Origin of the sequence: Amycolatopsis sp. cg9 (genome assembly GCF_041346945.1) — a bacterium.
Lineage (GTDB): Bacteria > Actinomycetota > Actinomycetes > Mycobacteriales > Pseudonocardiaceae > Amycolatopsis.
In genome coordinates this window covers 9,153,693-9,179,946 of the sequence record NZ_CP166850.1, presented here as the reverse complement: position 1 = coordinate 9,179,946, position 26,254 = coordinate 9,153,693, and the positions used below count along the sequence as shown (strand labels likewise).

Here is a 26,254-nt window from a genome sequence, read left to right as displayed (position 1 = left end):
CGGCGGGATCCTCGCCGGGAGTAGCAACCCCACCGTCCTAGGAGGACACACCCGTCATGGCCCGTACCGCACTCACCCCGCAGGCGCTCACCCGCGCCGGTGCCGAACTGGTGCTCGGCGCCGTCGACGCCGCGGCATCCCCGAACGGCAAAAGCTTCCCGACCAACGGCCGCGAGGTCGTCGTCATCAAGAACGCCGACTCCGGCAGCCACACGTGCATGATCCCCGTCAGCCCGGCCGCCGCGCCCGACGGCCTCACCGTGACTGGCCGCGTCATCACGGTTCCGGCAGGCAAGACGTTCGTCGCGGGCCCGTTCGGGCCGGAGTACAGGCAGGCCGACGGCAGCGTCTACCTGAACTGGACAGCGCCACGGGCATGACCGCCGGCGTGCTCCGCCTGCCCTCCTGATCACAGCCCACCGATCGATGGCCTCGCCCGGCACTCACCGGGTGGGGCCGTCCTATGTGGTGACACGGCCGCCCGACCCTCATCGGCATGACGCACCCTTCCCCCACGAACGGCCCCGCCGACGGCGGCCAGGCCGGCACTTCAACCGCCACCACCGACCCCGCCGGCACGCAGCCCGGCGACGGCCAGTAGCAGAACGGCACGCCCGCGGGTACGCAGCCCCCCGCGGCGCAGGGCACGCAGCCGCAGGCCGCCCCGCCGAAGCTTGGCCCGCCGCCCGCAAAGACGTGGAGCGCAATCAGCTGGACATGGTCCGGATCCCGGTCAGGCGGGCCAGCGCCTCGAAGCCGTCGTCGTTGCCGGGCCAGTGGGCGCGCACGGCGGCGAGCCCGGCGCGGCGGACGACACCGCGCAGGACGGCGGTGACGACGATGGCGTCGTCGGCGTAGCCGAGCACGGGGATGAAGTCGGGTACGGGGTTGATCGGCAGCGCGAGGTAGGCCAGCAGGAGAGCGAGCCGGACCCGGACGCCACAGGGGAGAGTCTTGTCCGCGGCCAGGCGCCGGATGAGCCGCAGCACGTCGGGCAGCAGCCGCAGCGCCTCGCGCAGCAGTCCGCCGCGCGGGCGGACGACGACAACCAACGCCACGACCAGAACCAGCCATGCCACCAGCATCGTCGCGGCCACGCCGACCAGCAGGTCCCACCAGAACGAGCCGGTCACTGCTGCTCCGCCGCGCGCAGCCGGGGGTGTTGTCCGGCCGGGAGCTTCGGCGTGGAGAGCGACCACTTCGACGCGGCGAGTTCGGCAGCGGCCTGCTCGACGGCGTCGCGAGCATCTTGCCCGCCGGGGGCGGAGAAGTAGTCGCGACGGCGATCTCGGCCATCCGGCTGCGGAACCGCTGCAGGTCGGCTACGGATTCCTCGACTTCGGCGTAGGTGGCGTTGCCACGGGCCCGCTCGTCGGCGAGTTCGCGGCGCAGTTCGGGCAGCCGCTCGAGCACTTCCGCGTACTCCACCTCGCGGGCGGCGGATCTCCCGCAGTACCTCAGTCCGCGAGGGCAGCAGGCACAGCGATTGCTGCAAATACAGGGCGCCCAGGGAGCGGAGTTTGCGCCAGACCTGCACGCGCAGCGAATCGGGTGCGCCAGCGGTGCACACGCTGATCACCAGTCAGCCCTCGTCACGAGGTTCGTTGCCAGCGGCCCTGCCGTGATGGGATGCGGCGACCTGTCGAAGGTCGGCTAGTGACCATTGCAACGGCTTCTACGTCTTGTCGGTTCCCATGTCCGAATCGACAACAGGAGGCGCGGACGATTGGTCTTGTCGATCTGATCGCGAATCGAGTTCATGCGGCTCCGGAAGTACGGAATTCAGGATCGCTCTCACTTCGTCTACATCTGCGGATGATAGAGTTGAAGCGCTGATATGCACCATCCCGTGTGGTCCGCTGACCGTAATCGTGTCGTCCGCTTTTCGTCGATAACGAAGCCATGCGCTGACCAGTGCGGTAAGGGTCGAAACTGCACCACTGCTTCCTAGTGTGATAACAACGATATCGGCCAAATCGCCCATTACTTGCCTCCTGCTGCAATCGATACGCATATAGCACCGCAGACGGCAGAAAAAGCGAACACGAACAGTGATCCGTAGACTGTAAACATATCCGGATCGACGTGTTTGTCTATAAGTGTGTCGCCCGATATGCAGGCATACCAAAGCGCCTCGCAAGAGATTAGCAGCATCCCGCCGATCACGGCCATTGCGCACGAAAAAGCCTGTCGATTCTCCTTTACTTTATCCAAAGCTCGCATTGGCTCGAGAATCGCGGCAATTGTGACGATAGCACTTATGAGCAACAGGTCGCCATGGCCCAGCAGTCGGTCAAAGGTTAAGTGGTCGCCGTTAAAGCGGCTGCGAAAATAGATTGCAAGAAGTGGAATCAAGGATGCGAAGACTACCCCAAAGATCCATAGTGTAACCAACTGCCAGGGCTTGAGTTTCCACTGCGTCAAGTTGCCCCCTCGGGGTACGCGTCCGAATTGTCCACAATATTCACCTTCGTGTTGTTGTAGTCACGTTCGAAGTCGCCCGACACTCGAGTACTGTTACTGGCGAGCAGATACGATCTGTTCGTCGACGCTTTGAGCGCTTGCTCTCGCCTGACCAGGTGTCGGCAGGGCTGCTCTCGGCGGGATCAACACGGCGCCCGTGGCGGCGATGACGAGCACGGTGCCGACGACGAGCCGTCGCATCGCCGGACGAATCGCTCGCCCGCCTCGGGCTCAGCCAGCAGGTCGAAAATCCGGTCTGGCGGTCGCCTCGGGCTACCTCTTCGGCAGGCCGAGAAGGCGCTGATGAGCGGCGTCTGCCATGCATTCACCTGACGTCTTCCCGACGGTTCGCGCCGGACCGTAGCAGGCAACTTCGTGTCAAAGCTCCAGGTCAAGGCGCCTTTGAACTCCGAGTCGCGTACTGGATGGCCACCAAGGTGGAGCTGATTCGTAACAGCACGAGAAGGCGCCGCGACTCCCCGCGTGGCAAGCGACCGACCGTCGTACGCGACGCACGTGGCCGCCGAACTCGAGACCGGTTCGGCACGAGCGCACCGTGCGTTGGTCTCACTGCAGCCAAGGTTCGAATCGCTCGAGGAGACCGCCGTTACGGAGTCCGAGGCCCAGACATTGATTGAGCGAGGAGCACCGACGGCATCCCGAGGTGGTCGCCGAGGCGATTGGGACGGCCTTCTAGTTTGGTGTGATCCGACAACGGGCGCGGCGCCCGGCATGCACGCCAACCTGCGTCGCTTGCGCGCGTCCTCGTCGACCGCGGCCGGGCGCGCTCGAACCCTGGTGTTGGCTCGTGCCTGTCTCGACCCCCGGTTGGGCCCGGCAGTCTTTTCGGCCGCGGTGGGCGACCACTCGTGGCGCGAGCTTTACGACGAGGCAGACGATGACGACCTTCCCCGCGTTCCGGCGTGGCGGGACGGGCCCACCGTAGTCGTGCCGGACCTGCTACGGGCGACCGGTCGGTCCGGGGGACGTGGGCGGCCTCCGTCAGCTCGCGATGACACCGCTGCGCGAGAGGAGATCAGCAGACAACGTCGAGAACGAACCCTTGAGCACGACGAGGCGTTGCGGAATGCGTTCTCGGCCGGTAGGGAACGCCGCGGGCATCGAGCTTGCGACTTCGCGACTCGACGTCGGCTGATAGGTGCCGGCGGCGTAACGGTGACGCGCTCGTAGCCGATCTTCCGGGCATCCACGCACCGAGGGGGTGGCACAAGATGAGTGCTCCGCGGACCGTGGGCCGCGCCGTGTTCGACGAGGCCTTTGGCGGGCGGGTGCGGGCACTCCTGCGAGCCCGGCCGGTCGCGGACGCGGCTGACAATGCGAGCCGGCAGTCCTGGGGCACCCACGACTACGACGTCGTCACCCTTGCGCTCGCCGCCATCGACACGGTGATCTCCCGGCAGGGTTTCGATGAGGAAGTGACCTACGACGAGGCTGTCAGCGGCCTGGCGAGGCTGGCGGCGAGCGCATGTCCCGAGCAGCCCTCCGAGGTACACGAAGCGGTCGCACGGTACGTCATCGATGCGCTGCTGAACCGCCGGGAACGCGAGGCCCCGTTCGCCTACCAGGTCTCGGACTTCTCGCTCGAACCTCACGGATCCGTGCACCACCGGGCGATTGCTGTGGAGTTCCGGCTGTTGAGCGAGCACGAAGACCAGCAGCGGGGCGTGAACGTGCTCCGGGCGTCCGCGGACGCGATCAACGCGCTGGTCGGGGGTTTGGAATTTGACGTCGAGGACGAGCAGGCCGCAGTCGAGCTCATGCTCGATCGGCAGCTCAAGCGAGGCGCGTTCGGCCAGGCGGAGAAGGCCGCGGAGCGGTCGCGGCTGCTGTCGGTGCGCTACAGCGACGAACTGCGGACGCTCCTGACCGACACCGTGCGCGACATCCGTACGGTCCTCGATCGCTGGGCCCGGGACGTCCCGGCGCAGTTCGAGCGCAACCGGATGCATCTCGAGGAGCGGCTCGGCGCGGAGGGCAGGCTGCTCGACCACGTCCGGAGCGCGCTCGACACGGCGGAGGCGGATCCCGCCATCACCACGGCGGCCGCCCGGATCGCGGGTCTGCTCGAAGAATGCCGTCGCCGGCACACCGAACTGCACGGCAGGCTGGTCGGCGCGCGGACGATCTTTCTCGATGAACAGCTTCGCCAGTCCTTCCGGCCGATCGGCGGGCTACGGAACCCGGACATCGGCGACGGCGTGTTCCTGCCGCTGCTGACCATGGCCGCCGAGGACGCGGCGGAACCGGCCGAGGCGTTCGCCGTGTTCGCCGCGGGACCGCGGGTGCCCCGGATCGTGCGGTTCGCCGACCTGGTCGACGACCTGCTCGCGCCGCGCCGAGAGCCCCGGATCGACGAACCGCCGCCCGACGAAGAACTCAGCGACCCGGACCCGCCCGCGGTCTCGCCCGAGATCCTGGCGGCCGCGGCAGCCGTGGTCGACTCCGTCCCGTTGCCCGCCAGACTGTCGGCGTTGCTGCTCGCTGTCCGCGCGGCCGACCTGCCCGGCAAGCTCGATCGCGGTGCCGCCGAGCGGCTCGTCGTGCTCGCGGCGCTCTGGACCTACGCTCCGGAGACGGTGGAAGATTTCTCCACGGCGGTCGACGCCGCCGCCCGCATCCTCGGCCCGGCCGCGGTGGTCGATGCCGACGGCACCCTGATCGACGTGCCCGGCTGGTCGGGAGACGACCTGATCGTGGCCGAAGACGAAGAAACACTTGCCCGCTGGGCCGCGACCTCCGTTCAGGAGGTGTCATGACGCTCGGCCAGCAAGACCTTTCGGACGTCGGCGTACTCATCGGCTGCGCGCTCCGCCCGAAGCAGCGGCCCGGCGCCGATTCCGACTACCGGACTCTGCTCGGGCGCTACCGCGAGGACGCGGAGTTCCACAACGCGGTGACCAGTGTCCTCGACGGGCTGGACCTGCAGGTGCTGGCCGCCGGCGAGCTAGGACTGGTGCTGGGCGCGCGCCGGGAATCGGTGTTCGCGTACCGGCTCACGGATCTGCCCAACGTGAGCACGGTGGCCCACCGGCTGCTGGTCGGGCTGATCAGCGCGGCCATCGCGGCCTACGTGTTCCCGGCCCCGGCCGACTTCGACGACGACCGCGTCCGGTGGGTGTCGGTCGACGAGATCGAACGGTTCGTCCGCGACGCGTGCGATCGGCTCAAGCGCGCACCGGAACCCCAAATGCTGGAAGATGTGTCGTTCGAAGAAGCATGGCGGACGTATGACCGACTGTCTCCCGGCTACAAGGCGGACCGGGGGAAGGGACAGGGACGTCGCTCGGCCGCGTCCTCCACCTACTGGGTCGCGAACGTCCTGAACTGGATGGTCGACCAAGGCCTGGCGCGCCTGGCTCCGAACCGCGGCCCCGAGACCTTCCAGCTCCTCGAACGCTTCCGCATCCAGGCCGGCGAGGTCGCCGGCAACGCGACCTACGAGCTGTTGGCCGCGAGGCGCCGAGGCGACCACACTCCGGTGGAGGGGACGTGACCTACCAGCTTTCGTCCTTCCGCCTCGCAAACGTCGGAGATCGTGCCGCCCGCTTCACGGATCTGACACTGGACGTCTCGACGGCGGGCGAGCGAGCACCAGTCGACTCGATCCTCTGGCTGCGCAACGGCGGCGGGAAGTCGAGCCTGCTGTCACTTTTCTTCGCACTGTTGCTCCCGCTGCGCAAAGACTTCATGGGCAAGACGGTCAAGCGCCACCTCGAGGACTACGTGTCCTCCGGTGACACCAGCCATACGGTCGCGGAATGGGTGGCCCAGCCCGGCAGCGAGGCCGGCGACCCGGCCCGGCTGATCACCGGTGCCGTCTACGAATGGGACGAACGGCGAAAGCCCGCCGACCCGGATCGCGACCGTGAAAAGCTCAAGGGCTGGTACTACAGCTTCTTCGCCGTCCCGGGCGTGCTGGACTTGCCCGGCCTGCCGGTGCGCGACGAATCCGGACGGACCCGGACGATGGCCGAGTTCGTGAACGTGCTCAAGGAGATCGCGGCCGCCCATCCCCAGCAGTTCAGATTCGTGATCACACGCCAGCGCGGCGAGTGGACGGACGCGCTGACCGCGCGGAACCTCGACCCGGCGGTGTTCGCCTACCAGAAGCAGATGAACCATTCCGAGGGCGGCGTCGCCGGGCTCTTCGAATTCGCGACCACGGACAAGTTCATCGACTTCCTGATCGATCTGACGGTCGACAGCACACAGCCCGACCTCGTCGCGAACAACCTGCGGAAGGTCGTCGACGTGCTCGCGCGCAAGCCCGGCCTGCTCGTCGACCGGGAGTTCTGCGGGGAGCTGGAAGGGAGGCTGGAGCGGCTCGCCGAACGGAACGGGCTGGCGAAGGCGGCGGCCGCGGGGGCCGAGGGGGCACGCTCGTCCGCCGCACGGCTGGCCGGAGCTTTTCGTACCGCGGCTTCGGCAAAGGAGGCCGACCGGCAGTGGTGGGAGTGCGAAGAGAAACGGCTGGGCGACACCGCGAAAGCGCTGGATCGGGAGCGTAGCCGGGTCAACGACGTCGCGAGCGAGCTGAACCGGGTCGCGGCGATCCACCGGCGAACGACCGCGAAGGCCACTTGGGAGGTCGCGAAAACCGCTGCCGACGAAGCCGACGACGAGGACCTGGCTTGGCAGGCGGTCGGTTACCTTGCCGAACGGGTCGAAGCACAGCTTCACGCGGAAGACGTACGGCAGCAGATCGCAGTAGAGGACCGGGAAACCGCTCCGCTGAGGGAAGCCCGCGACGACGCGGCCGCGACGCTCAAGGCCCGCTACGCGCAGCTCTCCGAGGAGGAGCACGAAGCCGAAGAGACGGCCTCGTCGGCAGCGGCGGATGCGCGAGCGGAAGCGGAGACGCAAGGCGTTCGAGAACGGCAGAATCGGAAGCTCGCCACCGCGGCGGACACACGGGCCGAGAACGCTCGCGGCCGGCTGATCGAGATCCACGGCGAGGTGGCTGCCGCCGTGGTCCTGGGCGACCTCCCGGACGATCAGGCCGATCCCGCGATCGTTCTGGCCGCTACGAAGCAGAATCGCCGCGAGAAAGAGGACCTGCGAGGCCAGGTGCGGAAACGCCGTGAGGCTCGGCCTCCGGTTCGTGCCGAGCTGGAAAAGCAGAGCCGGAAGCTGGCGACCGATCGCGCAGCCAAGACCGCAGAACGCGACCGCCTCGATGGCGACCGGCGCAATCTCGTGGCCAGGGCCGACGCACTCGCGACGGACGCCCGGCTCGCCGAGCTGACCCAGCTGGCCGCCGGAGCCCGGCTCGACCTGTGGGCCGAGGCCGCGGACCTGCGGGCGGCGCTGACCCGGGAAGCATCGGCCACCGAGTCGGCCGTCGTGGCCACCCGGGTGGACGCCGCCGACGACAACCGCGCGCTGGACGGGCTCCAAGCCGACGACTTCCTGCCCACCACGCGTGACGCCGAACGGGCCGCGGAGGTGCTCGTGGCGGCCGAGGTACCGGCGAGGCCGGGCTGGCAGATCCTCCGCGACCTGGTCACCGAGTCCGAGCGCGCGTCAGTGCTGGAGAATCCCGGCGTCGCGGAGCTCGCTGCCGGTGTGGTCGTCGCCGACGGCGATGCGGAGGACGCTCGCCGTGCCCTGGCGTCGAAGCCGTGGCACACCGTCGCGCATGTCGCGGTCTCCACCGCTACGCAGTTCGAACGGGCGGTGGCCGCGGCGCCGCCGACCCACCTGGTGTTCCCCAGCGAACCCGCGCTCTATGACCGCGATGCAGCGGAACACGCGCGAGCGGACCGTGAAGAGCGCAGGCGTGACCAGGACCGGCGGATCGCCGAGCTGCAGGAGCAGGCGAACGCGGACAGGGCACTGCTGGCGACCCTGGAGTCGCTTCTCGAAGACTGCCCGGCGGGGCATCTCGTTGCACTGGAGAAGGCTGTCGAAGAGTGCGACGAGGCAATCTCGGGCATGAACGACGCCGATCAGGACTTACGAGCGCAGATCGAGGAGCTGGACGAGCAGGAAGCCGAGGACGCGGCCAACGAAGCCGACTTGAGTGACGAGCTGAACGTGCTGGCGCAGCGGGTCGAACGGCTGAGTGCGCTGGCGAAGCGGACCGCCGAACGGCCGGGGATCGAGCTGGCAATAGCGCAGCTCGAGAAGGAGGTGGAGGTCTGCACCGGCATCGCTGACGAGGCTGCGAACCGGGTGTCGGCACTGCAAGAGACCGAGCGGGCTGCTCGTTCGCGAGCCGCACGGCATCAGGAGAACTGGCGGCGATACGAAGGGGAATCCGCCGATATCGCCCTGCTCGCCGCCGATCGGGAGGCCGTCGTGACCGGCGACGGCGATCCGTTGTCGTGGCTGAGCAGGCGGTTCGCTGAGCTGGACTCGCAGTGGAGGACAGTCGCTTCCCAGTCGGTGCTGGCCGAACGCCTCACCGGGCACCTCGATCGGGGCAAACGGGCCGACCGTGCGCTGGCCGAATACCCGGAGACCGCCCAGGCGCTCGCGCAGGTGCTGCTCGCGACCGGCGATGGACAGGACGCGGAACGGCGAGCGGCCGCGCGAAAACGTTCCAGGGAGGCGGCCGGTGAGGCACAGCGGAAGCTGAGCGAGGCGAAGTCCGAGCTCACCCAGGCGTCGGCCGAGGTCAAGCAGCGGACTCCGCGCGATCGACCACGGCACGCGCCGTTGGACGACGAGCCCGCGACCGAGGCGGAGGCCCGCGAACGGGCGGCGACGGAGGCCACCCGGGCGACCGAAATGAGCGGCGAGGTGACCCAGCTCAACCGTGAGGCCGACGACGCGCGCGGACTCGCTTCCGAGGCTAACACCGTGGCCCAGGTGTTCGCTCAGCAAGCCAAGAGGCTCGCCGACGCCGCCGCTCCGGTCGAGATGCCCGAAGATGTCCTGCCCTACGCAGGCGAAGACGCGGAAGCCGATCTCGAGTCGCTGCTCAGCCGGCTCAGCGTCGCCAATAAGGAGGCCGAAGAGACTGCCGGCCGTGTCACCAGGTCGGTCGCGGAGGTCCGCAGGATCGCCGCGGAGGCTCGGTTCGCCGAGGTGCCCGGCGCGATCCGCGACCGCCTCACCGGGGACGACGCGGAGGTGCTCGCGGACCGCGCCGAAGCCCGCGCGCAGGAAATGCGGGTGCGGTACCAGACGATCGACGGTCAGCTCGCCGAAATCGGACGTGACCAGCGGCTCGTGGTCGGGGAGATCGCGGGCCTCGTGAAGGACGTGCTCGCGAACCTCGAGTCCGCGCATCGGCACTCGAAACTGCCCGGCACGCTGGGGCGGTGGGCGAACGAGCACTTCCTGCGGATCAGCTTCCTGCGTCCGGCCGGGGACGAGGACCTTCATGCCCGAATCGACGCGGTTGTCGACCGGATCGTCGCGGACAAGAAGACGAAACCGGAGGGGCTCGTGGTCCTCAAGAAGTGCGTGCACGAAGCGGTCGCGCCGCGTGGGTTCACGGTCAAGGTGCTCAAGCCCAACAGCGATCTCGCGGTCGAACCGGTCGACGTCACACACCTCGGCAAGTTCTCCGGTGGTGAAAAGCTGACCGTATGTGTCGCGCTCTACTGCACACTCGCACGGCTGCGGGCAGTCAACCGTGGACGCGGACGGGCGGCCATCGGCGGGACCCTGGTGCTCGATAACCCGCTCGGCACGGCCAGCCACGTCGCCCTGCTGCGTTTGCAACGGGACGTCGCGGCGGCGCACGGTGTCCAGCTCGTGTACACGACCGGCGTGGAGGATCTCGGTGCAGTGGGCCAGTTCCCCAATGTGCTGCGCATGCGCAACGCGCCCGGCTCGCTTCGCAACCGGCGCTACGTGGTGTTAGACCAGCAAAACACCGCGGATGACGACGGCATCACCAGCGCCCGAGTCCTGCGCGAGGACGACTCGTGAACGCGTTGGCCGAGCGTCTCGCCGAGCACGTCGCGGCGTCACCGGTGCAGCGAGTGGAGTTGGTTGACCTCTACGCGGCCGCAGTCGCCTTCGACCGAAGCCTGGCCACGACGCAGACCGCCCGAAGCGAAATCCGCCAGGCACTGGACGAGCTGGTAGCGGCCGGTCAGGTGGCGTTCCCCGTGTCGCGTCAGCATTTCGACACGCGGGAGGAGCCTCCGCTGCCGAAATGGGTACGTCTCCCACCCCGCCGGCGCCCTGGTCGTGCGCCGCGGGACGTTCGAGTCTGGCCGGCGGCGCTCGAGGCCGCGGGGCGCATCGCCGCCCGCGACGACGAGATCGGGGTCCTTGAGATCGCCGCAGTTTTCCTGCGCGACAAAGGTGCGTCGCGTCCGAGCGTGCCGGTCCGCGAACGTTCGCTGGAGCTGTTCGGCGACGAGAAGCGGCTGGATCGCCTGAAGTCGACGCGCTTGTTCACCTCGGGCGCGTTGACGATGGACCTCTTGCGCTGCCACGAGGTGCCTATTCCCTTCGTCTCGCAGTGGGTGGCGGGGGCTCCGGACCCGCGCGGTACCGCGCTGCTGATCGCGGAGAACCACCACACCTACACGTCGCTGCTCGAAGCCACGCGGCTCAGCGCTGCCGCCGGCGGCCCGGCTCGGTACGTGGGTTACGGGACCGGTAGCCAGTTTCCGTCGGCGGTCTTGTCCGTCCCGCTCTTGTCTCCGCCGCCGGATCGGATCGTCTATTTCGGCGACGTCGATCTCAACGGTTTGCAGATCCCGGCCACCGCGAGTCTCAACTCCCAGCGTGCAGGGCTTCCGGTGGTCGAGCCCGCGTATTCGCTTTACGACCTCCTGTTCGCGACGTCCTGCCGACGTCCTGCTGAGCCGGTGGCCGAGCACGTCGCCGCGCAGGTAGCGGGCTGGTTGGGACCCTTGGCCGGGCAAGCCCAGGACGTGCTGTTGGCCGGTACGCGGATCCCGCAGGAGGCCGTGGGGTACGAGCTGCTGATGGCTCGTCTTCCCGCGCTGGATGCCGCCTGAGCGAAATTGGGCCTTGGCCAGGACCGCTGTCGTGGGCGATCGGGACTGGTGACTCTGCGCTACACTGAGCGCATGATCTCCCTAAACACGGGAGATATCCCACGTGTGGGGGTTCAAGTCCCCCCTCGGACACAGTATTACCCCACAGATCGCGAAACGCGATCTTGAAACTAGGGCGGATCCTAGCTCAGCCTGAATCGATCTCCTGCAGCCGTCAACCGGCGCTGTCGCAGACAATGATCCTTCCTGAGTCGCGCAGGTGCCGCTGCCACGCGTCTGCGTCGTGTCCGATCGGAATCCAGCATTGCGTGGCTGGCGTTGCCGTCATCTCCGAGTCGGATGCTGATCTCGTCGACGAGATGGTCTGCGCGGATGTAGAGCGTCTTCCGCCGCGGCTGGCTTGCGCACTGGGTGCTGGTGTGGCCGTGGCGGCACCGGTAGGTCGGACGCCCATGGTTCCAGCGCGAGTCCAGACGCGGGTCGCGGACACTCAGTGGATCAGGCCGGCGAGAGCGAACCGGCGGGTCTGGCCGTCGCCGGTCGGCCGCGCCGCTCGGATCTGCTGCGCGGCGGCGAAGTTCTGCTCGGTGACGAGCGCCGGATGGGCAGTCCGCTGGGCAGTCCGCGTAGACAGCGCTGGGGTTGCTGCTGGGCCTTCGGCGCCGCTGGCGCGGCGGTTCCAGGTCTGTCGTCCGGTGCAGCGCGGGTTCGCCAGGATGACCGCGACGGTGCGCAGGGTCCAGGCCCCGCGGGTTCGATGCCGGTTACGGTCCGGGTCGGCGCTGGACGGGCAAGGGATACCGCGTTCGTTGAGGTGTCGGGCGATGCTGGCGACGCCGTGCCCGGCGAGTCGTTGCCGGAACATCCAGGCTACGTACGGCGCGGTTCGAGGATCGGGAGTTAGGTGTTGCAGCCGTCGGCCCCAGCGGGCGTCGGTGGGGTTGGGGTGCGGGCCGGCGTCGACGAGCTGGTAGCCGTGGGGTGGTCGGCCGCCGAGGTAGCGGCCTTGCTGGGTGGCTTGGTTGTGCATCGCCGCCAGCACCCGGTGCCGGGCGCGCAGGATCTCGTGCTGTGACCGGGTCGCGAGCAGCGCCCTTAGCGCACGATGGTCGCGGTTGGCGAGATCGACGGGGCCTCCGGTTTCGGGCGGCCACAGCTGGAGGCTGTGCCGGGTGCACCAGGTGTAGAGGGTGGCGAACTGGGTGCCGGTGAAGGCGCGTTCGTATTCGCCGACCACGATCGCGTCGATCGCGGACTCCGGGGTTGAGGCCGCGGTCATGAGCTGGGCAGCTTGGGTCGTTGCCGTCACGGGATGCGGCGTGAGGTGCCGGCGTCGAAGTAGGCGGCGATGACCTGGCCGTGGCCCGCCACCAACTCGTCGGCCATGTCGCGTTGCCAGCCCTGGGATGACACGCGGTCTTGATGGCGGGTGGTCGAGGTGCGGCCGTAGAAGGCGAATCGCAGGCCGTTGACCTGGACATTTGTGGATGCTGGCCGGGTGTGGTTGATGCGGATGCACGTTGGACCAATGGCGAGGCTGGCGCCTTATGGCGACGTGGGCGAGTTCGTTCGCCCGTTCGGCGCGGGGGATCGGTGCTCGCAGGTCGTATAACGATCTATACGACGAGGCTGACGTGATCAGCACATGAACGACGCGGTGCCGGTGGAGGATGCGGCTGACCGTTCGTCGTTCGATGCCGAACCGGTCACCGAGGTCGTGCACCGTCTCGCCGGACCCGGTGGTCGGTGAGCAGCTGCCCGACTTGTCCGGAGCCGGGTTGCCGGGCGCGGCGGGAGCGCGGCGGTCAAGATCGCTGTGCTCCCGCCGCTGCTAGCGTGCTGGTGTGAGCAACCCGTTGATCGCGCAGACCCAGGACTCGACGAAGGCCTACTCCGGCATCTCGCTCCTGGAATCCGCCAACGATCTCTCGGCCGCCATCGAGAGCGGCGACTGGGCCTCGGTGGCGATGGGCGCGGTCGGCACGGCGCTCGATGCCCTGTCGATGGCCATGGACCCGTTCGGCGCGATCCTCGCCGCCGGTGTCAGCTGGTTGATGGAGCACGTCGGGCCGCTCAAGGACGCCCTCAACGCGCTCACCGGCAACGCCGACGAGATCCAGGCGCAGTCCGAGACCTGGGCCAACGTCGCCAAAGAGCTCGGCAGCGTCTCCTCGGACCTGACCGACGCCATCAAGGCCGATCTGCAGTCGTGGTCCGGACCGGCCTCGGACGCCTACCGGCAGCGCGGACAGGACGTGTCCACCACCCTGCAAGCGGCGCAGAAGGGCTGCGAAGGTGCCTCCAGCGGCGTCAAGACCGCCGGCGAGGTCGTGGCCGCGGTCCGCACGCTGGTGCGCGACATCATCTCCGAACTCGTCGGCCACCTGATCAGCTGGGCGCTGCAGGTCATCTTCACCCTCGGCATCGGCCTCACCTGGGTCGTCCCCCAGGTTGTCGCCGCCGTCGCGAAAACCGCCTCGAAGATCACCGACCTGGTCACCAAGCTCGTCAAGGCGCTGAAGGCCCTGGTGCCGCTGCTGAAGAGGGCAGGAACGCTCTTCGAGGACGCGGGCAAGGCGCTCAAGAACATCAAGGTCGGCAAGACCGCGCCGCCGCCCAAGGCCGGCGACATCAACGGAACCCCGAAGGCGCCACCGGTGAAGACCCCCGGCGGCGACGGCGGAGGCACCCCCAAGGACCACACGCCACCACCGGCGGCCAAGGGCGGCGACGACACCACCCACGCCTCCGGCGCCGGCGACGGCGGCTCCACCGGCGGTCACAGCAACCCGCCACCGCCGAAGACCGACGAGGCACCGCCCAAGGCCGACCCCGAACCGCCTCCGGCGCAGACCCCGAAGGGGCCGGGGGACGACAAGACAGTCACCTCGAGCTCGGGTGGTTCCGGCGGCTCCGGCGGCGGCAAGAGCATCAAGGACAGCAACGCGAACCCGCACGAGAACGGCACCCCGCCGCCGGACCGGTCGGTGTGCGGCGACCCGATCGACGTGGCGACCGGGTGGATGCTGCTGACGCAGACGGACCTGGAGATCCCCGGGGCGTTGCCGCTGGAGGTGTCGCGCACGCACATCTCGTCCTACCGCGCGGGCCGCTGGTTCGGCCCGTCGTGGAGCTCCACCGTGGACCAGCGGCTCGAGGTCGAGGACGACGGTGTGCACGTCGCGCTCGCCGACGGAAGCCTCCAGAGCTACCCCGTCCCGGTGAGCGCCCCGGTGCTGCCGGTGGCGGGCCCGGCACGGCCGCTACGCCGTGTCGAGGGCGGCTACCTGGTCGAGGATCCGCAGCAGCAGCACACGCTGTTCTTCGAGGAGTCCGCCGACGGCGTGTTCCCGCTGAGGACGGTCTTCGACGGCGACGGCAACCGCATCGACGTGGTGCCCGGTGCGAACGGGGTGCCGGCGGAGCTGGTCCACTCCTCCGGCGACCGGGTGCTGTTCGACAGCGCGGGCGGCCGGATCACCGCGCTGCGGGCTGCCGACGGCACGCTCGTCGCGAGCTACTCCTACGACGCGCGCGGCCGGCTGGCCGAGGTCGTCGACGCCGCCGGCACACCCACCCGGTTCACCTACGACGCCGACGGCCGGATCGTGCGCTGGGAAGACGTCAACGGCCGCTGGTACAGCTACGGCTTCGACGCCGCCGGCCGGGTCGTGCGGGCCCGCGGCACCGACGGCTACCTCGACTGCACGATCGACTACGACCGCGAGAACCTCGTCACGAGCGTCACCGACTCGCTCGGCGCGGTGCGGCGCTTCCACCTCGACGACCGGCTCAGCGTGATCGCCGAGACCGACGCGCTGGGCCACACCACCAGCCTCGCCTACGACGAGCACGGCAGGCTGCTCACCCGGACCGATCCGCTGGGCCGCCAGGTCCGGTACCAGCGGGACCGGGCCGGCCGGGTCGTCGCGATCACCGCGCCGGACGGCACGCGGTCGCTGACCGAGTACAACGAGCAGGGCCGCCCGGTCACCGCGATCGGCCCCGACGGTGCCACGTGGCGCTACGAGTACGACGCGCGCGGCAAGGTCACCGGTGTCGTCGACCCGCTCGGTGCGCGGACCTCCTATGCCTACGACGAACGCGGCAACGTCGCCGTGGTCACCGACGCGCTCGGTGGCACCACCCGGATCCGGTCCGACGCGGCGGGCCGGGCACTGACCGTCGAGGACGAGGACGGCGCCGTCACCCGCTACACCTACGACCTGCTCGGCCGCACCACGTCGGTGACCGACGAGCTGGGCGCCGTCACCCGGTTCGCGTGGGCGGCGGGCGACCAGCTCGCCGAACGGATCGAGCCGGACGGCGCGACGTGGCGGTGGAAGGACTCCGCCGTCGGGAACACCGACGAGAGCACCGACGCGCGCGGCAACACCACCCGCACCGAGTACGCGCAGTTCGACCTGCCGGTGGCCGAAACCGGCCCGGACGGCGCGCGGCTCGCCTACGCCTACGACACCGAGCTGCGCCTGGTGTCGGTGACCAACGAGCAAGGCCTGGTCTGGCACTACCGCTACGACCCCGCCGGGAACCTCATCGGCGAGACCGATTTCAACGGCCGCACCCTGCGCTACCGCTACGACGCCGCCGGGCAGCTGATCGGCCGTACGAACGGTGCGGGGGAGACCACAACGCTGGAGCGCGACGTGATGGGCCAGGTGGTCTGCCGCGTCACCGGCGAAGACGTCGCGACCTTCGGCTACGACGAGGCCGGCCGCATGGTCTCCGCGCGCAACGCCGACGCCGAGGTCACCTTCGCCTACGACGCGCTGGGCCGCGTGGTCGCCGAGACGGTGGACGGGCGCGTGGTGCGCTCGGAGTACGACGAGCTCGGCCGGCGCCGCGCGCGCCACACGCCGTCGGGCGCGATGTCGCGCTTCGAGTACGGACCGGCCGGCACGCTCGCCGCGCTGCACGTCGGGAACCGCTCGCTGCGCTTCGAGCACGACCTCGCCGGCCGCGAGCGGGTCCGCCGCTTCGGTGCCGCGGAACTGCGCCAGAGCTGGGCTCCGGGCGACCGGCTGGTGGCCCAGACGGTCGTCGCGGGCGACCGCACGACCCAGCACCGCGAGTACGGTTACCTCGCCGACGGTTACCTGGCTTCGGTGGCCGACGCGATCACCGGTACCCGCACCTTCGAGGTGGACCGCTCGGGCCGCGTCCAGGCTGTCGCGGGCCGCGGCTGGCAGGAGAACTACGCCTACCACCAGACCGGTGTCATCGCCCGGGCGCAGACTCCGGGAGCGCCGACGGCCGGGCCACGCGAGTACCGCGGCACCCTGCTCACCGCCGCGGGGGCGGTCCGCTACGCCCACGACCCCGAAGGCCGCACCACCCTGCGCGGTGCCGGGCCGGCGGGTCCGCAGTGGCAGTTCCGGTGGAACGCCGAGAGCCGCCTGACCTCGGTGCTCACGCCCCGGGGCGAGCACTGGCGCTATCGCTACGACGCACTGGGCCGGCGTGTCGCCAAACAGCGCCTCACGCCGGACGGCCGGGTGGCCGAGCAGGTCCAGTTCGCCTGGGACGGGGACACGCTCGCCGAACAGGTGCGCACCGGACCCGGTCAGCCCCAGGTCGCCACCGTGTGGGAGTGGGAACCGGGCACCGGCCGCGCCCTCACCCAGACCGAACGCGTCCTCGGCGCGCCGGGCGAGCGGTTCCACACGATCGTCACCGACCTCGCCGGCACGCCGAGCGAGCTGCTGGAGGAATCCGGTGAGGTCGCCTGGCACCGCCAGGCCACGCTCTGGGGCAAGGTCCTCGACGGACCGGGCCGCACCACCACGCCGTTGCGGTTCCCCGGCCAGTACCACGACGCCGAAACCGGGCTGCACTACAACCTCAACCGCTTCTACGATCCCGAGGTCGGCCGTTACCTGTCCCACGACCCGCTGGGCCTCGACCCCGGCCCGGACTCGCAGGCCTACGTCCACAACCCGACCGCGCTGGCCGACCCGCTCGGCCTCGCCCCGACCGTCACCCCGTGCGCGGCGAAGAAGAAGCAGCAGGCGGCCGCCTCCGGTTCCTCGAAGTCCAAGGTGAGCAAGGCGAAGCAGCAGTTGGTCGGTAGCGGTGGCGCGGGGCCGAGCAAGAAGCCGCCCAAGGTGAAGACCAAGCCGGACGGCAACCCCGCGAAGTCCGACGGCTCGTACGGCACGACGAAACACGAGCAGGCGCGCACCTGGGAGAAGTACCAGAACGAGATCAAGAACGACTCGACCTGGAAGGACCCGAACAAGCTCGTCAGCGGCAAGACGCACGAGTCCGAGCACCCGATCGGGTACAAGGCCATCGGCGGCGACGAGTTCCAGCGGGCGAACGCCCACGAAACCCAGATCCGTGACGGCGTCAAGGCCGGCGACCGCGGGCCGAAAACCGCGGACGAAGCCGCCAACATCAAGGACGCCAGGCGCATGGAAGACGACGCTCCCGCTTACCAGGAGTCGGCGCAGGCGCACCGCGACAACATCGGCACCGGCGTGCGCGGCGAGAAGGACGGCTCGGGGTTCAACGCCGACACCTACCGCGAATCCCTCGGCAACACGTTGCGGGAAGGCCGGCCGAGCGACGGCGTCCAGCTCAACCAGCTCACCTACGCCCACCAGCACACGAAGCCCACGATGGTGGACAACCCCGACTTCGTCAGCAAGGACATGACCCCGGACGAGCCCAAGAAGGTCCACGCCTGGGAGCCCAACCCGGATTACAAGAACGACATCGAGACACCGAACGAGCCGAAACAGACGCACAAGATGGAGCCCGCTCCCGAGCGGGACAGCTTCCGGCCGACCGCGGGCACGGTCCAGGGCAAGGTCGCCGACGACTCCTACCACCACATGGTGGACAAGATGGAGGGCAAGTCGGTCGAGTACAGCGACGGCACCGGCGGTGTCGGTGTGCCGGGCGGCACCACCCACACCCCGCCGGTCTCGCACGACGACGTCATCGAGATGCACACGGCGCGCGACGTCGTGCGGGACGGCGCCAACGTGTCCAAAGAGGACATGCCGATGTTCATCCACGACAAGGAGATGGGCCACCGCCTCGGGCAGCCGACCGACGCGGACAAGCAGAAGTACTGGGACGACGACGTCAAGGACGTCGACATGTCGGACCAGGCGGTGCGGGACCGGATCCAGGCGCAGCAGGAACGCATGCAGCAGATGGCCGGCCAGCAGCGCGCCGGCCGCGGACCGGGCTGGGCCGCCGACCCGGACGCCATGGAGGTGGACGGCTGACCGGCGCGCGGCGGTTACGCGAGCCAGGCCGGTAGGGCCCGCTGGTCTTCGGCCCCCCGGGAGGGAGAAGTTGATCTTCACAGACTTGGGGCTCGTCGGATCGCGTCCGGCGGGGGAGGGTTCGCGGGCGCCGTTGCTTCGGAGCGGGCAGGATGTAATACGGGGGTCGTGCTTGGCGGACGCGCGTTCCTCTTCCCGGCTCGAGATTGGACGCAATGGGACGCTCGTCGGTGTTCACTTTCCAGTACATCGCCATCGACACGGAGGCTGGTGTCACGCCGGAGGAGTTCGAGACCTTCGTGCGTGGTGAAGGCGTTCACCTGCCCGTGTACCCGGGGTGGCGGTGGACTCTGCTGCGCGGGTTGCGCGGAGAGCGGACCGGGCAGTACCTGATGTTGTACGAGATCGAGAGCGCCGAGCAGCGCGACCGCTACGTCACGGCCCGGGGTGAGCAGACCGAGCCGGCCCGGGAGTTCTGGGCGCGGCACCCGGAGGCGGAGGCGGTGCTGGCGCGGTGGCGGCGGCTGGGCACGTTCGGTGAGCTGCCGACGTTGTTCACCGACTACCGGCTGCTGGCCGACAATCCGCGGAGCACGGTCACGCCCGGCCCCCGCTACCGCGACCGCCCGGGGGAGGAGCCCGTCGCCCGGGTCGTCGGGATCCACAACCTGGCGCTGCGCGCCGGTGTGACCGAGGAGGTGTTCGACCGCTTCATCGCCGAGAACCACCACCGGATCGACGACTACCCGGACTGGCGGTTCCACGTGCTCAAGGGCGAGCGGGGCAACCGCCTCGACCAGTACGTGATGATGATGGAGATCGCGAGCCTGGACGCGCTGGACGTGTTCTACCCCGAGCCCGACATCGCCACCGGCGAGGCCGCGCAGTTCGCGGCCGCCCACCGCGACACCAAGCAGATGTACGAGGAGTGGAAGCAGCTGGCCTCGTTCTCGGGTTCGCCGCAGATCTACACGGACTACCTCGCCGTCGCGGAGAACCCGGCGTAGTCCCACGGGAACGGGTTCTCGACGCGGGTGTCATCTATCACCTTAAGTTGCTAACTTAGTTAGTGACTTAAGGTGTTAGTCTTCTCGCATGGCTTCCTTCACGTGGCGGGCCGAGTCACCAGGCGTGGGCAACGCGGTGATGGAGCGCCTGCAAGAGGTGGGCGTCTTGACGCGGGTCATCGAGCAGTGCTTGAGCGGCGCACTGGGGATCAACGCCACGGACCTGGCCGCGATGGAGCACCTCACCACCGACGGCCCGCTGACCGCCAAGGAACTCGCGGACAGGCTGCGGGTCTCCACCGCGGCGAGCACGCACATCGTGGACCGGCTCGAGAAGGCCGGGCACGTCGTCCGCCGCCCGCACGCGACCGATCGCCGCAAAGTGCTGGTCGAGCCGGTCGCCGAGTCGATGAACCAGGTCTTCGGCCACCTGCACCCGCTGCTGCACGGCGTGGAAGGCCTCGTCGAGGCACTGAGCCCCGGCGACCGGGACGTCGTCCAGGCGTTCTTGACCGGTGTCGTGCAGATCTACACCGACACGGCGGATTCCTTCACCCAGGGCTGACGGGCCCGCCAACCGCCACCTGACTGCCCGGGCGCGTTCGTTCTGCGCGAATGCCGGCCCGGTGCTCGAACGCGCCCGGAAAACGAGCACCGGCACCAGAATCTGGAGAGAACCATGTCCGCACCGGAGAACAAGACATCGCCGCGGGCGGTGTGGTGGCTGCTGGCCACCGTGCTCGTCGTCGAGCTGATGGATCTGCTCGACTCGACGATCGTCAACGTGGCGGGACCGGCGCTGGAGCGGTCCCTGGGCGCGAGCCCGGTCGGGTTGCAGTGGGTCATCGGCGGCTACGCCTTGACTCTCGGCGCGGGCCTGGTGCTGGGTGGACGGCTCGGTGACCGCTTCGGCCGGCGGCCCATGTTCCTGTTCGGGCTCGTGGCCTTCACCCTCGCGTCGCTGCTGTGCGCGATCGCGCCGAGCATCGGCGTGCTGATCGCCTTCCGGCTGGTCCAGGGCGTGGCCGGGGCGATGATGCTGCCCCAGGGGCTGGGCATCCTGCGCGACAACCTCACTCCCCGGGAGCTCACGAAGGCCCTCGCCGTCTTCGGCCCGGTGCTCGGCCTCGGCGGCGTGCTCGGCCCGGTGCTGGGCGGCGCGCTGGTCGACTGGGACCTGTTCGGCCTCGGCTGGCGGCTGGTGTTCCTGGTCAACGTCCCCGTCGGGCTCGCCGCGCTGGCGACGGCCTGGCGGCTGGTGCCCCGCGGCAGCGCAACCAGGACGCTGCGAGTGGACGTGGTCGGCGCGGTGCTCGTCGCCGCGGCCTCGGCGTTGCTCGTTCTCCCGCTCAACGAGGGGCAGTCCTCGGGGTGGCCGCTGTGGACGTGGCTGTCGTTGTCGGCCGCGGCGATCGGTTACGCGGGATTCGCGCTGTGGCAGCGTTCCGCTGTGCGCCGGGATCGTGCGCCGCTGGTCACCCCGAGCCTGTTCGGCAAGTCCGCGTTCACCGTCGGACTGGTCGCGGTCGCGCTGTTCTTCGGCGGGCTCATCGGCACCCAGCTGGTGCTGACGTTCTTCCTGCAGCTCGGTCAGGGGTTCACCGCCGGGCAGGCCGGGCTCGGCAACCTCCCGGTCGCGCTGGGGACCGCCGTCGGCGGCGGCATCAGCGGCGGGCTGCTCGCCGCCAAGCTCGGCCGTAGGGTGTTGCAGGCCGGGGCCGCCGTCCAGCTCGCCGGTGTCGCGTGGTTGTGGTTCGCCCTGGCCGACACCACCGGTTTCACGATCTGGCAGATCGTGCCCGGCGGCACCGTCGCGGGCATCGGCGCGGGCATCGTGATCGCCGCGGTGTTCAACACCGTGCTCGGCGCCGTCGACGACGACGAAGTCGGCTCCGCCTCCGGTGTGCTGTCCGCGGTCCAATCGATCGGGGGGTCGGTCGGTGTCGCGGTGTTCAGCACCGTGTTCTTCGCCGGCGCCCTCACCGGCCAGGCCACCGACAGCTTCCGCGACGCCCTCGTCGTCCAGGCGATCGTCATCGCGCTGTTCCTGCTCATCTCACCGCTGTTCCCCCGGCGCGCCCGCCCCGACGACACCGACGCCACGCCGGTGAGGGCCGCGCCGTCCTCCCTCGCCGCCGACGGCTTCCGCTGACCCCGCACTGCTCCGTGAAGAGAATTTCCTTGTCCCGCAACATCCTGATCTCCGGCGCCGGCATCGCCGGCCCCGCCCTCGCCGACCTGCTTCACCAGCACACCCGAGACGACATCGACTACGTCTTCGCCGACCTCGCCCGCACCCGCTCGTTCGGCCTTTACACCGCCTACTTCACCATTCCCCGCACCACCTCCGACGAACGCCGGGCCCGCTGGTACAACGCCCCCCCGGCCGCCGCGTGGTCCTCCTCCGCCCCGACCACCAGGGCACCACCCGCGCCAGCCTGTCCTTCCTGGACCCGCGTCCCGGGCTCGACCGCCGGCAATTGCCCGCACAGCAAGACTTCCTGCGCCGCACCTACGCCGGCGCCGGCTGGGAAACACCGCGCGTGCTCGACGCGATGGGTGATTCGCCGGACTTCTCCCGCCCGCGGACGCGATCGAGCTCCCCACCTACGCGCGTTGACGGCGGACATCGGGCTGTCGGCGGTGACCTCCATCCGGCTGGGGCTGCGTCACGTCGGTACGGCGGTGACGACGATGTTGTCCCGGTAGCTCCTGGCCACGCGGTCGAAGGAACCGCCGCACGTGAACAGGGTGATGCGGGGACTTCCGGTGGTGGCGAAGTACGGCTGCAGGTCGATCTCGTCCTTGGGTATCTGTTCGCGGGCGACGACCACGTAGGAACGGGTCGCCCCGTCCTCGCCGGTCAGCGACAGCGTCGAACCCGGATCGAGTTCGCGCAGCCGGAAGAACGCGCCGGGGCCGGCGGAGGCGCTGTCGACGTGACCGCCGATCACGAGCGAGCCGGCCGGGCTGTCCAGGGCCGGCCCGAACCGGTACCAGCCGACGGTGTCGACGCTCGGCGGGACCGAAAAAGCGCCGGCTTGGTCGACCCCCGCGGGCGTGACCTTCGCCGTGACGCCGATCCGGGGGATGCTCAGGCGCACCGGCCGGACCGGCGGTTCATCCGGGGCCGGTCGCGCGGATCCGGTGAGTGGGGGCGCAGCCGGTTGCTCCAGCCGTGTGACGATCGGTGCCGGGCCGCCGGACGGCTCCATCCCGTTGGCCAGCAGGGTTCCGGTCACGATCGCCAGTACCCCGGCGGTGATGAGCGCAATGGCTGCGGGACGGTGCGTCCCGGCGAACTGCCGGGACGCACCGCCGCGTCGGTCCCGGTTCACCGCGGCTGGTTCTCCGCGCGACGCCGGAACAGCAGGACGATGCCGAGGAGCACCAGCACGACGCCGCTCACCGACAGCGCCGGCCACCAGGTGGCGGTGTCGTCGGCGGCCAGGCCGCCGGTGCCGGTGGGCATCGAGGAGGGCGCGCCGCCCAGGTCCTTGATGGTCTGCGCGGTGAGCGCGAGCGTCTTGGCGTCGGCGGAGCCGATGGCGTACACGATGGTCGAGGTGCCCGCCGCGAGGTCCAGATCCTTCGGACCGAGCACGACGGTGCCGGTTCCGGCGAGCGTCACGTCGGCGCTGACCGTTCCCGCGGGCAGGTCGGCCATGGCTTCCTTCGGGTTGGTCAGACCGGGGAACGCGGGCTTGCCCCCGGCCCGGACGTCCACCGCCGGGGCGGCGGCGGTGTGCCGGACCACCAGCCGCGCCTTGCCCGCGGCGATCTTCGCGGTGTCGTTGACGAACGCGGTCAGCGCGGGCTTGCCCCCGGTGTCGAGGTGTGCGACCAGGCTGAGGTTCTTGCCACCCGGTACCGCGAGGCTCTTGTTCTCCAGGATCGCGCTGGTGGCCGCCTCGCCCGGTTTGGTCAGCGCGACGTCGTAGGTGCCGGCGGCCAGGCTCAGCGGTCCGGCGACGGCGGCCGGCTGGAAGTTGTCGAGTGTCTTCTTCCCGTTGACGTAGACGTCGACCGGCTGGCCGGGAATGCCGTGCACCACCGACACCATCGACTCGCCGGCCGCCGCCGCGATCCCGGGCAGCGCGACCGAAAGCGTGGCCAGGAGCCCGGTCGAGGCCAGTAGGGCGAGTGAACGCAGAGGGGATTTCATCAACTGCTCCTTCGGGGCCGACGTTCCAGGTGCTTGACGATTCGCCCGGAACCGCCCGGCCGGATGCGGCGACGTGAACCTTTTCCCGCTCGCGCATCTGCACGTCGTCGCGCGGACGTACCTTTCTCGACCGGCGCTCCCCGTGCCGACCGACCGAGGAACCGACGATGCTGATGATCGAAGGTGTCGCCGCGCCGCCGCCTGCGGCTAGGGTGTCGTCCGTGTCCGAAGATGGCGCGGCGAACGGCGCAGCCGACGATCTCGCCCGCCGGTTCGCCGCGGGCGAGCCGGAGGCGTTGCGTGCGGTGTTCGATCGCCACGGACCCGCGGTGCAACGGCTGGCCAGAGCCAGCTTGCGCGATCCCGCCGACGTCGACGACGTCGTGCAGGCGACGTTCGTCTCCGCGTGGAGCGGCCGGCACACCTACGACCCGGACAAGGCGGGGTTGCCGGCTTGGCTGCTGGGGATCACGCGGCGCCGCGTCGTCGATCTGCTGCGGGCGCGTGGTCGCCGGCAGCGGGACGCCGACGCGATCGCCGCCGCCGCACCGGCGGAGGAGGGCGTGGCCGAATCGCCGGAGCGCGTGCTCGACCGGCTGGTCGTCGTCGACGGGCTGAGCCGGCTGCCCGACCCGCAGCGGGAAGTCCTCCAGCTGGCCTTCTACGCTGACCTCACCCACACTCAGATAGCCGAGCGAACCGGGCTGCCGCTGGGCACGGTGAAGAGCCACCTCCGCCGCGGGATGCAGAACCTGCGCTCTCAGCTCGACCGCGCACCGGAGGAGGTGAACGATGCCGCACCCGGACCCCGATCGGCTCGTGCTGCTCGCTCTTGACGAGCAACGCCCCGACGCGGCGGACACCGCCCACCTCGACAGCTGCGCCCACTGCCGCGAAGAGGTCGAGTCGCTGCGTGCCGTCGCGGGGCTGGGTCGTGAAGCGAGCGCGGAAACGTCGCTGCCGCCGGTGTCCGAAGCCGTCTGGGAGCGGATCGCCGCCGAGACCGGTCAGGTGAGCGGCCCGCCGTCCGACGACGACGGTGAGCGGGTGCGGGAGCTTCGGCGCCCCGGCGGCGAGCGGGCGAGTGGCCGCCGGTTCTCGCGCTACGCGGTCGTGGCGGCCGCTGCCGCGGCGGTCGGCGTGGCCGGCACCCTGATCATCGTGAACACCGGTGGTGGGGAAGATCGGGTCGTCGCGGAGGCGCAGCTGGATCCCCAGGTGTCCGCCCCGGCGGGCGCGACCGGTCGCGTCCGGATCGTCGACTCCGGCTCGGGGGCCCTGCGGCTGAAGGTCCAGTTGTCCGGCATGCCGGCGCCGGCCGGGTTGTACGAAATCTGGTTGTACGACGGCGGGAAGACGATGATCCCCCTCGGGGTGACCGCCGGCACCGAAGCCGAGGTCTCCGTGCCCCCCAACCTGGCCCTGAGCAGCTACCCGGTGGTCGACGTTTCCGCGCAGGAGCTCGGGCAGCAGGAACACGGGGTCAGCATGCTGCAGGGGAAACTCCGCACCTGACCCGGCGGCCGGCGGACGACGTCGACTCGTGGTCCGCCGGCGGTGGTGCGATCCTGGAGGTGTGACCGGACCGCGGCAGGAGCTGGAGCGCATCCGCGACGGTGGCGGCCCCGGCGCGGAACACGCCCGGGTTGCGCTGACGGCCTCGCCTGACCGGCTGCGGGCCGCCATCTTGGCGCTGGCGGCAGGCCGAGGCGCCGGCAGCAGTACCTGCCCGTCCGATGCGGCCCGGGCGGTGGCCGACGACTGGCGCCCCCTGCTTCCGCGGGCGCGTGAGCTGGCCAGGGAACTCGCCCGGGACGGGCGGGTGCGCATCACCCAGGGCGACCGGGTTCTCGACCCCGGCGGGGAATGGCGGGGACCGATCAGGATCCGGAGCGGTAGCACCTGAGCCGTCGCAGCGCGGCCGGAACCGGGGGTGGCCGCCGCGCCGAGCGGGGTGGCGGTGGTCTGGATCCACCGCACCGGCTTCATGGCCGCGGTGAGGACTTCGCTGCCGCGGGCGCGCATGTCCGCCTCGAACCGGCTGACCGGTACGCGGAGCGTGGCGGTGCCGTCCGAGACGTCGTCCAGGTGCCGGACCAGGCCGGCGGCGTCGCGGATGGCGGCTCCGGCGCCCGTGCCGGCGCCCGCCGCGTTCGCGGTCCGTGAGCTGCCCGGCGGCGACGTCGCGCACTTCGTCATGACGAGGCACGACCGCGGCGACAACCCGGCGGCGTGGCAGTGCACCGGCACCGCGCACCACTGCCGGATCAGCATCGGAGCCCGGTCGTGGGCCGGCATCGCGGGAATCCTCGCCACGGACGTCACCGGCGTGCGGCCACCGGAGCTGGTCGAGGCTTGCCGTCGCCTGGTGCGACGTCGGGGAGCTGTCGCGGCGGAGGTTGCTGCATC

Annotated in this window: 20 protein-coding genes; 14 read left to right on the top strand and 6 right to left on the bottom strand. The window is 69.9% G+C overall.

Features of this window, described 5'->3' with window-relative positions; all coding sequences use genetic code 11:
• The first annotated feature begins 56 nt into the window (after positions 1–56).
• Positions 57–380, top strand: coding sequence for a hypothetical protein (locus AB5J73_RS42095; protein WP_370964696.1), 324 nt, complete (start codon positions 57–59; stop codon positions 378–380).
• 327 nt (positions 381–707) lie between these two features.
• Here the strand turns inward: AB5J73_RS42095 and AB5J73_RS42090 are convergent, their stop codons facing one another.
• The 3 genes from AB5J73_RS42090 to AB5J73_RS42080 form a co-directional block, all read right to left on the bottom strand.
• Positions 708–1,133: a YkvA family protein gene (locus tag AB5J73_RS42090; RefSeq protein WP_370964694.1), complete on the bottom strand. Its 426-nt coding sequence runs from the start codon at positions 1,131–1,133 to the stop codon at positions 708–710.
• A 542-nt stretch (positions 1,134–1,675) separates the two neighbouring features.
• On the bottom strand, positions 1,676–1,984 hold the full coding sequence (locus tag AB5J73_RS42085; RefSeq protein ID WP_370964692.1) for a hypothetical protein: 309 nt from the start codon (positions 1,982–1,984) through the stop codon (positions 1,676–1,678).
• Positions 1,984–2,424 (bottom strand): hypothetical protein, encoded by a 441-nt coding sequence (locus AB5J73_RS42080; RefSeq protein WP_370964690.1) that lies wholly within the window; start codon positions 2,422–2,424, stop codon positions 1,984–1,986. The genes AB5J73_RS42085 and AB5J73_RS42080 overlap by 1 nt, the downstream gene beginning before the upstream one ends.
• Positions 2,425–2,946: 522 nt before the next feature.
• On the opposite strand from AB5J73_RS42080, the gene AB5J73_RS42075 reads away from it, so the two are divergent.
• The 5 genes from AB5J73_RS42075 (at position 2,947) to AB5J73_RS42055 (ending at position 11,414) form a co-directional block, all read left to right on the top strand.
• A complete protein-coding gene (locus AB5J73_RS42075; RefSeq protein ID WP_370964688.1) occupies positions 2,947–3,654 on the top strand; it encodes a DUF2397 family protein in 708 nt (235 codons plus the stop codon).
• Between the two features lie 71 nt (positions 3,655–3,725).
• A complete protein-coding gene (locus AB5J73_RS42070; protein WP_370964686.1) occupies positions 3,726–5,240 on the top strand; it encodes a hypothetical protein in 1,515 nt (504 codons plus the stop codon).
• Complete coding sequence (locus AB5J73_RS42065) at positions 5,237–5,977, top strand: hypothetical protein (RefSeq protein WP_370964684.1); 741 nt, start codon at positions 5,237–5,239, stop codon at positions 5,975–5,977. Before AB5J73_RS42070 ends, AB5J73_RS42065 begins: the two co-directional genes overlap by 4 nt.
• Positions 5,974–10,368 carry a hypothetical protein gene (locus tag AB5J73_RS42060; protein WP_370964682.1) on the top strand — a complete coding sequence of 1,465 codons (4,395 nt, stop codon included), beginning with the start codon at positions 5,974–5,976 and terminating at the stop codon, positions 10,366–10,368. The genes AB5J73_RS42065 and AB5J73_RS42060 overlap by 4 nt, the downstream gene beginning before the upstream one ends.
• Positions 10,365–11,414 carry a Wadjet anti-phage system protein JetD domain-containing protein gene (locus AB5J73_RS42055; protein WP_370964680.1) on the top strand — a complete coding sequence of 350 codons (1,050 nt, stop codon included), beginning with the start codon at positions 10,365–10,367 and terminating at the stop codon, positions 11,412–11,414. The genes AB5J73_RS42060 and AB5J73_RS42055 overlap by 4 nt, the downstream gene beginning before the upstream one ends.
• Before the next feature lie 490 nt (positions 11,415–11,904).
• On the opposite strand, the gene AB5J73_RS42050 is transcribed toward AB5J73_RS42055, so the two are convergent.
• Complete coding sequence (locus AB5J73_RS42050; RefSeq protein ID WP_370964678.1) at positions 11,905–12,723, bottom strand: recombinase family protein; 819 nt, start codon at positions 12,721–12,723, stop codon at positions 11,905–11,907.
• Between the two features lie 535 nt (positions 12,724–13,258).
• Between AB5J73_RS42050 and AB5J73_RS42045 the strand changes: the two genes are divergently transcribed.
• From AB5J73_RS42045 to AB5J73_RS42025, 5 genes are all read left to right on the top strand, one after another.
• Entirely contained in the window at positions 13,259–18,673 is a 5,415-nt protein-coding gene (locus AB5J73_RS42045; protein ID WP_370964676.1) for a DUF6531 domain-containing protein, read from the top strand.
• A 215-nt stretch (positions 18,674–18,888) separates the two neighbouring features.
• Positions 18,889–19,680 (top strand): hypothetical protein, encoded by a 792-nt coding sequence (locus AB5J73_RS42040; protein WP_370964674.1) that lies wholly within the window; start codon positions 18,889–18,891, stop codon positions 19,678–19,680.
• Between the two features lie 88 nt (positions 19,681–19,768).
• Positions 19,769–20,245 (top strand): MarR family winged helix-turn-helix transcriptional regulator, encoded by a 477-nt coding sequence (locus AB5J73_RS42035; protein WP_370964672.1) that lies wholly within the window; start codon positions 19,769–19,771, stop codon positions 20,243–20,245.
• Positions 20,246–20,359: 114 nt separating this feature from the next.
• Positions 20,360–21,832: an MFS transporter gene (locus AB5J73_RS42030; protein WP_370964670.1), complete on the top strand. Its 1,473-nt coding sequence runs from the start codon at positions 20,360–20,362 to the stop codon at positions 21,830–21,832.
• A 29-nt stretch (positions 21,833–21,861) separates the two neighbouring features.
• A complete protein-coding gene (locus AB5J73_RS42025; RefSeq protein WP_370964668.1) occupies positions 21,862–22,389 on the top strand; it encodes a hypothetical protein in 528 nt (175 codons plus the stop codon).
• On the opposite strand, the gene AB5J73_RS42020 is transcribed toward AB5J73_RS42025, so the two are convergent.
• Positions 22,350–23,018, bottom strand: a complete 669-nt coding sequence (locus tag AB5J73_RS42020) for a class F sortase (RefSeq protein ID WP_370964666.1) — start codon at positions 23,016–23,018, stop codon at positions 22,350–22,352. The two genes, AB5J73_RS42025 and AB5J73_RS42020, sit on opposite strands and share 40 nt — an antisense overlap.
• Positions 23,015–23,845, bottom strand: a complete 831-nt coding sequence (locus AB5J73_RS42015) for a DUF4397 domain-containing protein (protein WP_370964664.1) — start codon at positions 23,843–23,845, stop codon at positions 23,015–23,017. Before AB5J73_RS42015 ends, AB5J73_RS42020 begins: the two co-directional genes overlap by 4 nt.
• A gap of 167 nt (positions 23,846–24,012) precedes the next feature.
• On the opposite strand from AB5J73_RS42015, the gene AB5J73_RS42010 reads away from it, so the two are divergent.
• The 3 genes from AB5J73_RS42010 to AB5J73_RS42000 all read left to right on the top strand — a co-directional run bounded on the left by AB5J73_RS42010 (position 24,013) and on the right by AB5J73_RS42000 (position 25,751).
• Positions 24,013–24,681 carry an RNA polymerase sigma factor gene (locus AB5J73_RS42010; RefSeq protein ID WP_370964662.1) on the top strand — a complete coding sequence of 223 codons (669 nt, stop codon included), beginning with the start codon at positions 24,013–24,015 and terminating at the stop codon, positions 24,679–24,681.
• A complete protein-coding gene (locus AB5J73_RS42005; protein WP_370964660.1) occupies positions 24,638–25,360 on the top strand; it encodes an anti-sigma factor domain-containing protein in 723 nt (240 codons plus the stop codon). The genes AB5J73_RS42010 and AB5J73_RS42005 overlap by 44 nt, the downstream gene beginning before the upstream one ends.
• 61 nt (positions 25,361–25,421) lie before the next feature.
• Positions 25,422–25,751: a DUF3253 domain-containing protein gene (locus AB5J73_RS42000; protein ID WP_370964658.1), complete on the top strand. Its 330-nt coding sequence runs from the start codon at positions 25,422–25,424 to the stop codon at positions 25,749–25,751.
• The last annotated feature ends 503 nt before the right edge of the window (positions 25,752–26,254 follow it).